Here is a 12,619-nt window from a genome sequence, read left to right as displayed (position 1 = left end):
ATGCTGGCCGGCACAACGACCATCGCAGAGAGAGACCATGAAGACGCAGAACCCGCTGCTCAGGACCGCACGATGAGCGACGCTTGCGAGCACACCTTCGTCCAGGCGAACGGGCTTCGTTTTCATGTGGTGCAGGCCGGCCCGGTCGACGGCCCGGTGGCCCTGCTGCTGCACGGCTTTCCGGAGTTCTGGCGCGGCTGGGCCGGCCAGATCGACGCGCTGGCCGCGGCGGGCTACCGCGTCTGGGTGCCCGACCAGCGCGGCTACGGCGAAAGCGACAAGCCGCAGGGCGTGGACCCCTACGACCTCGAGACGCTGGCCGACGACGTCTGCGCGTTGATCCGCCGCACGGGCCGCGACACGGTGACGCTGCTCGGCCACGACTGGGGCGGCGCGGTCAGCTGGCGCGTGGCGGCGCGCAACCCCGAACTGATCGAGCGGCTGGTCATCGTGAATTCGCCGCACCTGGCGGTGATGCTGCGGCACATGTCGACCGGGCGGCAGCGCCTGCGTAGCTGGTACATGCATTTCTTCCGCATTCCGCGCCTGCCCGAAAGGCTGTTGAGCCGCCACGACTTTCGCGGGCTGGCGCGGGTGCTGACGAAGAGCAGCCGGCCCGGTGCCTTTTCCGACGCCGAACTGGCGCTGTACCGCGAAGCATGGCGCCGGCCCGGTGCGCTGACCGCCATGCTCGACTGGTACCGCGCGCTGATGCGCAGCCGTTCGCGCATCCATGCCGGCGCGCGCATTCCGATGCCCACGCTGCTGCTGTGGGGCGTGCAGGACGAGGCGCTCGGCATCGAGATGGCCGCGCCCAGCATCGCGCTGTGCGACCAGGGCGAGCTGCAGCGCATCGAGGGTGCGGGGCACTGGGTGCTGCACGAGGAGGGCGTTGACGTGAGCCGGCGCATCCTGGCGTTCATGGGCCGCGTCACCGGCGCCGTGGGCGCCCCCGTCGACGCTGTCAAGGCGTGACCGTCCCGCGCGGCGCAAGGCCTTCGCGCCGCGCGCCACAATAGCCGCCATGTCAGACGTGCATTCCGATCAATTGCTCAGCGAAGTCGCGGCCCTGCCGCAACTGCCGGGCGTCTACCGCTACTTCGACGCGGGCGGCGCGGTGCTTTATGTGGGCAAGGCGCGCAACCTCAAGAAGCGGGTTGCCAACTATTTCCAGAAAAGCCACGGCGGCACCCGCATCGGCCACATGATCTCGAAGATCGTGCGCATGGAGACCACCGTGGTGCGCTCCGAGGCCGAGGCGCTGCTGCTCGAGAACAACCTCATCAAGACGCTCAAGCCGCGCTACAACATCCTGTTTCGCGACGACAAGAGCTACCCCTACCTGAAGATCGCGTCGCACACGTTCCCGCGGCTGGCCTACTACCGCGGCGCGGTCGACAAGAAGCACCGCTACTTCGGTCCGTACCCGAGCGCCTGGGCGGTGAAGGAGTCGATCCAGCTGCTGCAGAAGGTGTTCCGCCTGCGCACCTGCGAGGACACGGTGTATGCCAACCGCACGCGGCCGTGCCTGCTCTACCAGATCAAGCGCTGCAGCGGACCCTGCGTGGGTCACATCGCGCCCGACGACTATGCGCACGACGTGGCCAGTGCCGAGGCCTTCCTGATGGGCGACACGCAGCTTGTGCTCTCCAAGCTCGAACAGCGCATGACCACGCACGCCGAGAAGCTCGAGTTCGAGCAGGCGGCCGAGCTGCGCAACCAGATGTCGGCCATCTCGCGCGTGCTGCACCAGCAGTCGATCGAGATCGCATCCGACAAGGACGTGGACATCCTGGCCGTGCAGGTGCAGGGCGGCAAGGCCTGCGTGAACCTGGCCATGGTGCGCGGCGGACGGCACCTGGGCGACCGGCCGTACTTTCCGGTGCACGTGGAAGACGCGGCGCAGATCCATCACGGTGAGCTGGACGACGACGAGGGCGAGACGCCCGCCGCCGACGACCCGATCGAGGTGCAGGTGCTCGAGGCCTTCATCGCCCAGCACTACATCGACGTGCCGGTGCCGGCCACGCTGGTGCTGAGCCAGCAGGTGAGCCGCGAGCTGATCGAGGCCATTTCGCTGCAGGCCGGCGCGCGCGTGACGGCGGTGTTCCAGCCGCGCGAGCAGCGCCGGCACTGGCTCGAGATGGCCGAGACCAACGCCAAGCTGCAACTCGCCCGGCTGCTCGCCGAAGAGGGCTCGCAGCAGGCGCGCACGCGCGCGCTGGCCGATGCGCTGGAGCTGGCGTCTGACGACCTGGACGACCTGCGCGTGGAGTGCTTCGACATCTCGCACACCGCGGGCGAGGCCACGCAGGCCTCCTGCGTGGTGTTCGAGCACCATGCGATGCAGAACCGCGAGTACCGCCGCTACAACATCGAGGGCATCACGCCCGGCGACGACTACGCGGCCATGCGACAGGTGCTGCACCGCCGCTACGGCAAGCTGGCCGAGGCGATGGCCGCCGAGACCGAGGCCTTGCCGCCGGGCGACGCCGAGAGCGAAGTCAGCGACGCGCCGCCGAAGGCCCGCACCTTGCGCATGCCCGACCTGGTGCTGGTCGACGGTGGCAAGGGCCAGGTGTCGATGGCGCGCGAGGTGTTCAGCGAGCTGGGCCTGCCGCTGTCGCTGATCGTCGGCGTCGAGAAGGGCGAGGGCCGCAAGGTCGGTCTCGAAGAACTGGTGTTCGCCGACGGCCGCGAGAAGGTCTACCTGGGCAAGGACTCCGCCGCGCTGATGCTGGTGGCGCAGATCCGCGACGAGGCGCACCGCTTCGCCATCACCGGCATGCGCGCCAAGCGCGCGAAGGTGCGCGTGGGCGGCAGCCAGCTCGAGGACATTCCGGGCATCGGGCCCAAGCGGCGCGCGCGCCTGCTTCAGCGCTTCGGTGGCATCCGGGGCGTGGCGGCGGCGAGCGTGGAAGACATCGCGTCGGTGGAGGGAATCGCCTCCGAGCTGGCGGAAGAGATCTACAAGGCGCTGCACTGACGGCGACGGGGCGAGACCTGCGGTCGAGGGTTAATGCCACCGTGACACAATCAAGAGATGTTCTGGACCCTACCGACCATCATGACCTGGACGCGCATCGTCGCGATCCCTTTGATCGTCGGCGTGTTCTACCTGCCGATCGCCGAGCCGATGCGCAACCTGATCGCCACGGTCATGTTCATCGTCTTCGCCGCCACCGACTGGCTCGACGGCTACCTGGCGCGCAAGCTCAACCAGACCTCGGCCTTCGGCGCCTTCCTCGATCCGGTGGCGGACAAGTTCCTGGTGTGCGCCTCGCTGCTGGTGCTGGTGCACCTGCAGCGTGCCGACGTGTTCGTGGCGTTGATCATCATCGGCCGCGAAATCGCCATCTCGGCGCTGCGCGAATGGATGGCGCAGATCGGCGCCGGCAAGAGCGTGGCCGTGCACATGATCGGCAAGGTCAAGACGACCGTGCAGATGGTGGCCATTCCGTTCCTGCTCTATGACGGGCATTTGTTCAAGGTGATCGACACCGGCCTGTGGGGCCAGTGGCTGATCTGGATCTCGGCGGTGCTCACCGTCTGGTCGATGGTCTATTACCTGCAGAAGGCCATTCCCGAGATTCGGGCCCGCACCAAATGAGCTCCGCCGCCGAGGCGCGCCACGCAGGCTGGCTGCGTGCGATGCCGGCGGTGTTCGTGCTGATCTGGAGCACCGGCTTCATCGTCGCGCGCTACGGCATGCCGTATGCGCCGCCCCTCAAGTTTCTTGCCGTGCGCTATGCGTTGTCGCTGGCGTGCTTCGGGCTGTGGGTCGCGCTGGCCCGGGTTGCGTGGCCGAAGGCGCGCGCGCAATGGGCGCACCTGGCGGTAACCGGCGTGCTGATGCAGGCGGGTTACCTCGGCGGCGTCTGGGCCGCGGTGCACGCCGGCATGGGCGCGGGGCTGGTGGCATTGCTGGTCGGCATCCAGCCGGTGCTGACGGCGGTGTGGATGTCGTTCAACGGCGGGCGCATTGCAGGCAGGCAGTGGGCCGGGCTCGCGCTGGGCTTCGCGGGGCTGGTGCTGGTGGTGTCGCGCAAGCTCGGGCAGGGCGCCGAGGTCAATGCGCTGACGATGGGGTTGGCGGTGATGGCGCTGGTCTCCATCACGGCGGGCACGCTCTACCAGAAGCGCTTCGTCGCGCCCTGCGACGTGCGCAGTGCCAGCGCGGTGCAGATGGCGGCTGCGCTGTTGGTCACGCTGCCTTTCGCGGCAATGGAGTCGCAGGGCATCGAATGGAACGCCTATTCGGGCGGCGCGATGGCCTGGTCGGTGCTGGCGCTGTCGCTGGGCGGCAGCTCGCTGCTCTACATGCTGATCCAGCGCGGCACGGCCACCGCCGTGACCAGCCTGCTGTACCTGGTGCCGCCCTGCACGGCGGTGATGGCCTGGCTGCTGTTCTCGGAGCCGATCACGTGGATCACGGTGCTGGGCATCGCGCTCACCGCCGCGGGCGTGAGCCTGGTGGTGCGCAGCGCCCGCTGAGCGCCTGCTGTCATAGCCTGCGTGTGATCAGCGCGCGCCGGCCTTGGCTGGCTTCCAGGGCTCGCCGCGAAACTGTTCCACGAGGTGGTCGACCAGCAGGCGCACGCGGCGCGGTGTCTTCGGGCGCCAAGGAGCGACCCAATGGATGTCCGCTTCCGGCATGGCGTAGTGCGGCAGCACGCGCACCAGTTGGCCCGTTGCGAGCTGCGGCGCAATGTCCCACAGGCTGCGCAGCATGACCCCGTGCCCTGCCAGGCACCAGTCGCGCACCATCTCGCCCGAGTTGCTGGCCAGCGGGCCCTGCACGCGCACCCGCGCCGTGCTGCCGTCGCGCGCATGGCGAAGGGTCCAGAGCGCGTGCTGGCGCGGGCCGGCGTCGCCGTTCTCGCGCGCGACCAGGCAGTCGTGCGAAGCCAGCGCCTCGACGCTGGCCGGCGTGCCGCGGCGCTCCAGGTAGCCGGGTGAGGCGGCCAGCACGCGCTGGTTGCGCGCGATGCGCCGCGAGACCCAGTCGGCCGTGTGGCGCTGCTGCACGGCCCAGAGCCACACCGCGCCGTCGTAGCTTTCGGCGCCGAGGTCTGGCAACTGCTCCGTGAGCACCAGGTCGATCCGCAGGGCAGGGTGGCGCGCCTGGAAGTTGGCCAGCGCCGGCCCGAGCCAGCGCCGGCCGAAGCCGAAGGTGGCGGCCAGGCGCACGGTGCCGCTCAATTCGTTCTGGCGCTCGCCGAGCTCGCTTTCGAGCGCGGCAAAGCCGTCGAGCAGCGTTCGCGCATGCAGGCAGACCGCCTCGCCCTCGGCCGTGACGCTGAGCCGGCGCGTGGTGCGATCGAACAGCCGCTGGCCCAGCCGTGCCTCCAGCGCGCCGAGCCGCTTGGTGACGACGGAGGGCACCACGTCGAGCGTTGCGGCCGCGCCCGCGAGGCTGCCCTGGTCGCGAATGGCGACCACGAGGGCCAGGTCGCCGCGGTCCATCGAAGGAGGATTCATGCCGGAATGGAAAGTATGAATTGGCCGATTGTTGCTTGATGATCGCGGAGGTGCAACGCACAATCGTCGCCGTGACAGCCTCCTTTCTTTCCTTTCCCACCTTTGACATCGAGCGCGACGGTGTGCGCATCCATGGGCGCATCGGCGGCAGTGGCGCCCCCCTGCTGTTGTTGCACGGTCATCCGCAGACGCATGCGATCTGGCACCGCGTGGCGCCGGCGCTGGCCGAGCGCTTCACCGTGGTCGCTGTCGACCTGCGCGGCTACGGCGACTCGGGTCGCCCCGCGGCCGACGCCGAACACGCGGCGTACAGCAAGCGGCAAATGGCGCTCGATGCGCTCGCCGCCATGCGGCACCACGGCTTCGAGCGCTTCGGTGTGCTGGCGCACGACCGCGGCGCACGCGTGGCGCACCGGCTGGCGGCAGACCACGCCGAAGCTGTGGAGCGCATGCTGCTGCTCGACATCGCCCCGACGCTCGCGATGTACGAGCAAACGTCAGAGGCCTTCGCCAAGGCCTACTGGCACTGGTTCTTTTTGATCCAGCCGCCGCCGCTGCCCGAAGCGTTGATCGCGTCCGACCCGGTGCGCTACGTGCGCAGCGTGATGGGCGGGCGCCATGCGGGGCTCGCGCCGTTCGCGCCCGAGGTGCTGGCCGAGTACGAGCGCTGCGCGAGCATCGCGGGCACCGCCGAATCCATCTGCGAGGACTACCGCGCCTCCGCCACCATCGATCTCGTGCACGACCGCGCCGACATCGCCGCCGGCCGGCAACTGGCGCAGCCGCTGCGCGTGCTGTGGGGCGAGCATGGCGCGGTGGGCAAGGCCTTCGACGTGCTTGCGCTGTGGCGCGAGCGCGCGGCCGATGTGTCGGGCCGTGCCTTGCCGTGCGGCCACTACGTTCCCGAAGAAGCGCCGGACGAGCTGCTCGCCGAGGCTCTGGCCTTCTTTTCATCTTCCTCACAAGCACACGCAGGAGCCACACCATGAGCACCCAGAAGAGCACTCAGAGAATTGCAGTCATTGCCGGCGACGGCATCGGCAAGGAAACCACGCCCGAGGGCCTGCGCGTGCTCGAAGCGGCGGCCAGCAAATTCGGCATCGACCTGAAGTTCGACCACTTCGACTTCTCGAGCTGGGACTATTACGAGAAGCACGGACAGATGCTGCCCGACAACTGGAAGGACCAGATCGGCGGGCACGACGCCATCTTCTTCGGCGCGGTCGGCTGGCCCGAGAAGATCGCGGACCACGTGTCGCTGTGGGGCTCGCTGCTGATGTTCCGCCGCGAATTCGACCAGTACATCAACCTGCGTCCCGCGCGCCTGATGCCCGGCATCATCGCGCCCGTGGTGCGCCGCGACGGCACGCCGCGCGAGCCCGGCGAGATCGACATGTACATCGTGCGCGAGAACACCGAGGGCGAGTACTCGAGCATCGGCGGGCGCATGTACCAGGGCACGCCGCGCGAGATCGTGGTGCAGGAAACCGTGATGTCGCGCGTGGGCGTCGACCGGGTGTTGAAGTTCGCGTTCGAGCTCGCGCAGTCGCGGCCGAAGAAGCACCTCACGAGCGCCACCAAGTCGAACGGCATCTCGATCACCATGCCCTATTGGGACGAGCGCGTGGTGGAGATGGCCAAGAACTATCCGGGCATCACGCTGGACAAGTTCCACATCGACATCCTCACCGCGCACTTCGTGCAGCGGCCCGACTTCTTCGACGTGGTGGTGGCGAGCAATCTGTTCGGCGACATCCTGTCCGACCTGGGCCCCGCGTGCACCGGCACCATCGGCATCGCGCCCAGCGCCAACCTGAACCCGGAGCGCACCACGCCATCGCTGTTCGAACCGGTGCACGGCTCGGCGCCCGACATCGCGGGCAAAGGCATCGCGAACCCGATCGGGCAGATCTGGTGCGGCGCGATGATGCTGGAGTTCCTGGGCCACAAGCAGGCGCACGATGCCATTCTCTCGACCATCGAGCGGGTGCTCGCGCCCCAAAGCGGAGCACCGCGCACCCCGGACATCGGTGGGACGGCCAGCACCAGCGACCTCGGCAAGGCGATTGCCGAGGCACTCTGAACCGCATCGAGCCGCTGCGAAAAAGCGCTTCACGAAACGCCCCTAGAATCGCGCGCTCCGCTGATCTGCATGGCCTCGTGTCTTATTGACACCCTGCAGACCAGTGGTTGTAATCCTCGATGGCAGTGCGCTGCCGAGGCGTCAGGCCTGCCAGGCTCTCGAGTCGCACACGTCGGGGCCAGGTCGCAGCTGACGGAAGCCGACCAACTTTTTTTCTACAAGGGGCCCTTGTGAACAAGACCGAACTGATTGAGCACATCGCAAAGAACGCCGATATTTCCAAAGCAGCAGCAACGCGTGCGCTCGAATCCACCATCGGCGCTATTCGTACAACGCTCAAGAAGGGCGGCTCGGTTTCGCTCGTCGGTTTCGGCACTTTCGCAGTAGGCAAGCGCGCGGCCCGCACCGGCCGAAACCCCCGTACCGGCGAGGCGATTAAAATCAAGGCCGCCAAGATTCCGAAGTTCCGTCCGGGCAAGGCGCTGAAAGACGCGCTGAACTAAGACGTTAGACTCGGAGCGTATTCCCGGTGGGGTGCTTAGCTCAGTTGGTAGAGCGTCGCCTTTACACGGCGTAGGTCGGGGGTTCGAGCCCCTCAGCACCCACCACCCACCCGATGCAAAGGCGAACCGCAAGTTCGCCTTTTTTATTGCCGTCCGACGTCCGTCGAAAAAGAGTGTTCAAGCATGTTTGATTTCTTCCGCAAGTACAACAAGATCGTCATGATTTTCTTGTTCTTGCTGATCATTCCCTCGTTCGTGCTCTTCGGTGTCGAGCGCTACCAGGGTGGCAGCGAAGAGAAGGTGGCCCGCATCGATGGCCAGCCGATCACCAAGCCCGAGTGGGACCAGCAGCACCGCGTGGAGACCGACCGCATTCGCCAGCAGTCACCCAACGTCGACCCGACGGTCCTCGACTCCGACGCCCTGCGCTACGCCACGCTGGAGCGCATGGTGCGCGACCGGGTGCTGGCCGCTGCGGCCGCCAAGGCGAACATGTCGGTGTCCGAAGATCGCCTGTCGCGCATCTTCGCGCAGGACCCAGGCCTGGCGGCGTTCCGTACGCCCGATGGCAAGTTCGACCGTGAAGCCTTCCAGCGCGTGACCGGCCGTACCCCCGAGCAGTACGAAGCGGGTGTGCGATCGGAAATGGCCACGCAGCAGGTGCTGCTGGGCGTTTCTGGCACTGCCTTCACCACGCCCGCGCTGGCCGCCACCACCATCAACGCGTTCTACGACAGCCGTGAGATCCAGGTGGCGCGCTTCAGCCCCGAGAGCTTCGCGTCAAAGGTGACGGTGAGCGACGCCGACATCGAGGCCTACTACAAGGACCATACGGCCCAGTTCCAGGCGCCCGAGCAGGCCAGCATCGAGTACCTCGTGCTCGACCTGGAGGCCGCCAAGAAGAACCTCGTCGTGAGCGATGCCGACCTCAAGACCTACTACGACCAGAACACCGCGCGCTTCGGCACCAAGGAAGAGCGCCGTGCGAGCCACATCCTGATCACCGCGCCGTCCAGCATGCCCGCTGCCGACCGCGAAAAGGCCAAGGCCAAGGCCGAGCAATTGCTGGCCGAAGTGAAGAAGACGCCCGCCAGCTTTGCCGACGTGGCGCGAAAGAACTCGCAGGACACGGGTTCCGCGGAGAAGGGCGGCGACCTCGACTTCGTCACGCGCGGTGCGATGGTCAAGCCTTTCGAGGACGCGATGTTCGCGCTCAAGAAGGGCGAGATCAGCGGCATCGTCGAAACCGAGTTCGGCTACCACATCATCCAGCTGACCGACATCAAGCCCGCCGTGGTGCCGCCTTTCGAGAAGGTGCGAGCCACCATCGAGAACGAGGTGCGCGCGCAGCAGGCCACGCAGGAATTCGCGAAGGCCGCGGAGGTTTTCACCGATGCCGTGTACCAGACGCCCGACAGCCTCAAGCCGGCGGCCGAGAAGCTCAAGCTCACGATCCAGACGGCCACCAATGTGCCGCGCACGCCAGCACCCGGCGCCACCGGCCCCCTGGCCAGCCGCAACTTCCTGAACGCGCTGTTCGCGCCCGACTCGCTGCAGCGCAAGCAGAACACCGAGGCGATCGAGGTCGGCTCCAGCCAGCTTGCATCGGGCCGTGTGACGCAGTACACGCCGGCGCATCCGGTGCCGCTGGCCGACGTGAAGGACAAGATCCGCGCGCAGCTCGTGACCGAGCGCGCCGCGGTGCTTGCCAAGACCGAGGGCGAGGCGAAGCTCGCGGCGTGGACGGCAAAGGCCGACGGTGCGACCTTCGGCGCGCCGATGACGGTGTCGCGCCGCGAAGCGCAATCGCAGCCGCTGCCGGTCATCGACGCCGCGCTGCGTGCAGACGCCGCCAAGCTGCCCGCGCTCGTGGGTGTGGATCTCGGCGCGCAAGGCTATGCCGTGGTTCGCGTGACCAAGGTCGTGCCGCGCACGCCCCCGGCGCCGGACCTCGCGAAGCAGGAACAGGCGCAGGTCGGCCAGTCGGTGGCCGCCGCGGAGGACGCCGCGTACTACAGCATGCTGAAAGATCGCTTCAAGGCAGAAATCCTGGTGCCGAAGCCGGCGGACACGCTGCCTGTTGCCGCGGGCCGCTGATCCAGCGCTCCCTTTGCGAAAAAGCCCGGGCCATCGGCTCGGGCTTTTTCATTTGGTGCGCCCGAACCGGTCGCCCGAGGGACAAGCCAGGCCAGCGCTTCTTGCCAGAATCGCCCGCATGGGAACCCTCTATCTCGTGCGCCACGGGCAGGCCAGTTTCGGCGCTGCGGACTATGACAACCTGAGCGAGCTCGGGCACCGGCAGGCGGTGCGCCTGGGCGAATACTGGCGCGAGCGCGGCATGACCTTCGATGCCGTCATCACCGGCACCTTGAAGCGCCATCGGCAGACATGGGAGGGAATTGCAAGGGGCATGGGCCTGGCGCGCGACGATGTGCTGCCATGGCCCGGACTCAACGAGTACGACAGCGAGGCGGTCATCGCCGGCATCCACGAGGACAAGCTCGAAAAGCCCGATTCACCCGAGATGTACCGTCATCACTTCCGCCTGTTGCGAGAGGGCCTGGCTGCATGGATGAATGGCCGCACCGCGCCGGTCGGCATGCCGAGCTATGTCGATTTCCTGGCAGGCGTCACGACAGCCCTCGACCATGTGCGCGACAAGCATCACGGTGCAAAGGTGCTGATTGTGTCGAGCGGCGGGCCCATCAGCACAGCGGTCGGGCATGTGCTCGGCACGACTGCGGAGACGACGATCGAGCTCAACCTGCGGATCCGTAATTCGTCGGTGACGGAGTTCGCTTTCACTCCCAAGCGGCACATGCTCGTCACCTACAACACCTTGCCGCACCTGGACGGCCCGGCGTACGAGGACTGGGTCACCTACGCCTGACGGCCTCAGGCCTGCCACACGCCGTAGCCCGCCTTGCGCAACGCAATGCCGAGGTCGACCTCCATCAGGCGTGCGTCCTCGTAGGTCAACGGGTTGTAGCGTTCGTACAGCGCGGGGAGCAGGTGCAAGCCGAAGGCCTGCACGAAGCTGTTGGCTTGAATGCCGGCCTTGTGCTTGTCGAAACGGATGTCGGGGTCCAGGCCGGTCATGCCGACATAGACGAAGGGCTTGCCGAGCTGGTAGTCCGGGTTGGCGCGACGGAAGCGGCCGTTGTTCCAGACGCGGTCGTCGAGCTCGACCACATACACATGATGCCTGGCGCGTGCTTTGCGAGGCAAGGCGTCTGTGGCGGCCGCCCGTTTGATGCGGCGCGGCGCGTCATCCGCAGCGGTCGTCCGCTTGACGCGGCGCGGCACGTCATCCGTAGCGGTCGCCCGCTTGACGCGGGGCGGCACGTCATCCGTAGCGGTCGCCCGCTTGACGCGGGGCGGCACGTCATCCGTAGCGGTCGCCCGCTTGACGCGGAGCGGCCGCGAGGCCATCAGCTCTTGCGCTTGATGAGGCCGTAAAGCACCAGCAGCACGATCGCTCCCAGCACGGATGCAATGAAGCCTGCGCCTTGGCCCGCGGTGTACCAGCCCATGGATTGCCCGACGTACGTGACGATCAAGGAACCCGCGATGCCGATGAGGGTGGTGACGATGAAGCCCGCGGAGTCGTCGCCCGGTTTGACGGCGCGCGCCACAAGACCCACGACGAACCCGATCAGGATGGTCCAGACGATGCTCATGAAGAAATTCCTTTGAGGGTGAATTGGAAGTACCGGCAGGCCATGCCTCATCGGTTTTGATGATAGCGGAGCGATTTTGGCGCACATGTCCGCCAATGCCGATGAAAAAGCGGGTCGAATGTAGTGGCTGTCTGCGTGACTCCGAGACTGCGTGACCATCAGGCTGCGTGGCGTCCTACAGGTGCATTTGCGGTGCGGGGTTAAACCTTGGACATGCTGGAAAAATTGCCTGATGTCATTGGTCACGCGCTGCACGGTGTGCGTGCCGGTCTGGACGAGATCGTCTTTAACACGCTCGGCATGCGCGAAGGCATGGCGTCGATCGAAATCACGAGCGCTGCCTTCGTCGATCATGGGCCGCTCCCGCCTCGGTGTACCGCCGATGCCCCCGATGGCGAGGGCGTTTCGCCGCCGTTGCGCTGGACCGGGTTACCGGCGGGAACCGCGTCGCTTCTGTTGATCGTCGAGGACGCGGATTCCCCGACACCCAATCCGCTGGTGCATGCGATCGTGGTCGATCTCCCCCCGACGGATGGCTTGCTGGCGGAAGCGTCGATTCCGAGTCCAGGCAATGAAGGTACGGGTTTGAGCGTCGGTCGCAACTCGGCATTGCAGGCCGCATGGCTGCCGCCCGATCCGCCTCCTGGTCACGGCGTGCATCGCTATGCATTTCAGTTGTTCGCATTGGGGCAAGCGCCGGATTTCTCCGATTCGCCAGGGCGGGACGAGGTTGTCGAAGCGCTTCGCGCACATGCCATTGCCAGCGGGCTGCTGATCGGCACGCATGAGCGGCCCGACGGATCGATCAAGATCGAGGACGCAGTGACCTCCAGCGGCCCCTTGGCGCCGGCTGCCGGTTGATGTGGCGTGCA

General features: G+C 67.0%; 13 protein-coding genes and 1 tRNA gene. 11 read left to right on the top strand and 3 right to left on the bottom strand.

Annotated elements, in window-relative coordinates; genetic code table 11:
* Nucleotides 1-72 precede the first annotated feature (72 nt).
* The 4 genes from AC1DJH_RS02620 to AC1DJH_RS02605 are packed head-to-tail and all read left to right on the top strand — an operon-like array spanning nt 73 to nt 4,494.
* Nucleotides 73-975: an alpha/beta fold hydrolase gene (locus AC1DJH_RS02620; RefSeq protein ID WP_478184613.1), complete on the top strand. Its 903-nt coding sequence runs from the start codon at nt 73-75 to the stop codon at nt 973-975.
* A gap of 49 nt (nt 976-1,024) precedes the next feature.
* On the top strand, nt 1,025-2,986 hold the full coding sequence (gene uvrC, locus AC1DJH_RS02615) for an excinuclease ABC subunit UvrC (protein ID WP_478184612.1): 1,962 nt from the start codon (nt 1,025-1,027) through the stop codon (nt 2,984-2,986).
* Nucleotides 2,987-3,043: 57 nt separating this feature from the next.
* Complete coding sequence (pgsA, locus tag AC1DJH_RS02610) at nt 3,044-3,610, top strand: CDP-diacylglycerol--glycerol-3-phosphate 3-phosphatidyltransferase (protein WP_435483362.1); 567 nt, start codon at nt 3,044-3,046, stop codon at nt 3,608-3,610.
* Nucleotides 3,607-4,494: a DMT family transporter gene (locus tag AC1DJH_RS02605; RefSeq protein ID WP_472117508.1), complete on the top strand. Its 888-nt coding sequence runs from the start codon at nt 3,607-3,609 to the stop codon at nt 4,492-4,494. Before pgsA ends, AC1DJH_RS02605 begins: the two co-directional genes overlap by 4 nt.
* 27 nt (nt 4,495-4,521) lie before the next feature.
* Here AC1DJH_RS02605 and AC1DJH_RS02600 read toward each other — a convergent pair whose 3' ends face one another.
* Complete coding sequence (locus AC1DJH_RS02600; RefSeq protein ID WP_478184611.1) at nt 4,522-5,481, bottom strand: LysR substrate-binding domain-containing protein; 960 nt, start codon at nt 5,479-5,481, stop codon at nt 4,522-4,524.
* 71 nt (nt 5,482-5,552) lie between these two features.
* Between AC1DJH_RS02600 and AC1DJH_RS02595 the strand changes: the two genes are divergently transcribed.
* From AC1DJH_RS02595 to AC1DJH_RS02570, 6 genes are all read left to right on the top strand, one after another.
* Nucleotides 5,553-6,470: an alpha/beta fold hydrolase gene (locus AC1DJH_RS02595; RefSeq protein WP_478184610.1), complete on the top strand. Its 918-nt coding sequence runs from the start codon at nt 5,553-5,555 to the stop codon at nt 6,468-6,470.
* A complete protein-coding gene (locus tag AC1DJH_RS02590; RefSeq protein WP_472117499.1) occupies nt 6,467-7,564 on the top strand; it encodes a tartrate dehydrogenase in 1,098 nt (365 codons plus the stop codon). The genes AC1DJH_RS02595 and AC1DJH_RS02590 overlap by 4 nt, the downstream gene beginning before the upstream one ends.
* A gap of 230 nt (nt 7,565-7,794) precedes the next feature.
* Entirely contained in the window at nt 7,795-8,067 is a 273-nt protein-coding gene (locus AC1DJH_RS02585) for an HU family DNA-binding protein (RefSeq protein ID WP_099796196.1), read from the top strand.
* Nucleotides 8,068-8,096: 29 nt separating this feature from the next.
* A tRNA-Val gene (locus AC1DJH_RS02580) sits at nt 8,097-8,172 on the top strand.
* Nucleotides 8,173-8,250: 78 nt separating this feature from the next.
* Nucleotides 8,251-10,164, top strand: a complete 1,914-nt coding sequence (locus AC1DJH_RS02575; protein ID WP_478184609.1) for a SurA N-terminal domain-containing protein — start codon at nt 8,251-8,253, stop codon at nt 10,162-10,164.
* A 118-nt stretch (nt 10,165-10,282) separates the two neighbouring features.
* The gene (locus AC1DJH_RS02570; protein ID WP_478184608.1) at nt 10,283-10,957 is read left to right on the top strand and encodes a histidine phosphatase family protein; all 675 of its coding nucleotides are present in this window, start codon (nt 10,283-10,285) and stop codon (nt 10,955-10,957) included.
* A 5-nt stretch (nt 10,958-10,962) separates the two neighbouring features.
* Here AC1DJH_RS02570 and AC1DJH_RS02565 read toward each other — a convergent pair whose 3' ends face one another.
* Together AC1DJH_RS02565 and AC1DJH_RS02560 are read right to left on the bottom strand one after the other, a co-directional pair.
* Nucleotides 10,963-11,295: a hypothetical protein gene (locus tag AC1DJH_RS02565; RefSeq protein WP_435483369.1), complete on the bottom strand. Its 333-nt coding sequence runs from the start codon at nt 11,293-11,295 to the stop codon at nt 10,963-10,965.
* Nucleotides 11,296-11,498: 203 nt separating this feature from the next.
* Nucleotides 11,499-11,747, bottom strand: a complete 249-nt coding sequence (locus AC1DJH_RS02560; protein WP_435435604.1) for a GlsB/YeaQ/YmgE family stress response membrane protein — start codon at nt 11,745-11,747, stop codon at nt 11,499-11,501.
* 213 nt (nt 11,748-11,960) lie between these two features.
* Between AC1DJH_RS02560 and AC1DJH_RS02555 the strand changes: the two genes are divergently transcribed.
* Entirely contained in the window at nt 11,961-12,608 is a 648-nt protein-coding gene (locus AC1DJH_RS02555) for a YbhB/YbcL family Raf kinase inhibitor-like protein (protein ID WP_478184986.1), read from the top strand.
* Nucleotides 12,609-12,619 lie beyond the last annotated feature (11 nt).

The sequence above is a fragment of the Variovorax sp. 10N412 genome, from assembly GCF_056394985.1.
This window is presented reverse-complemented; position numbering and strand designations above follow the sequence as displayed.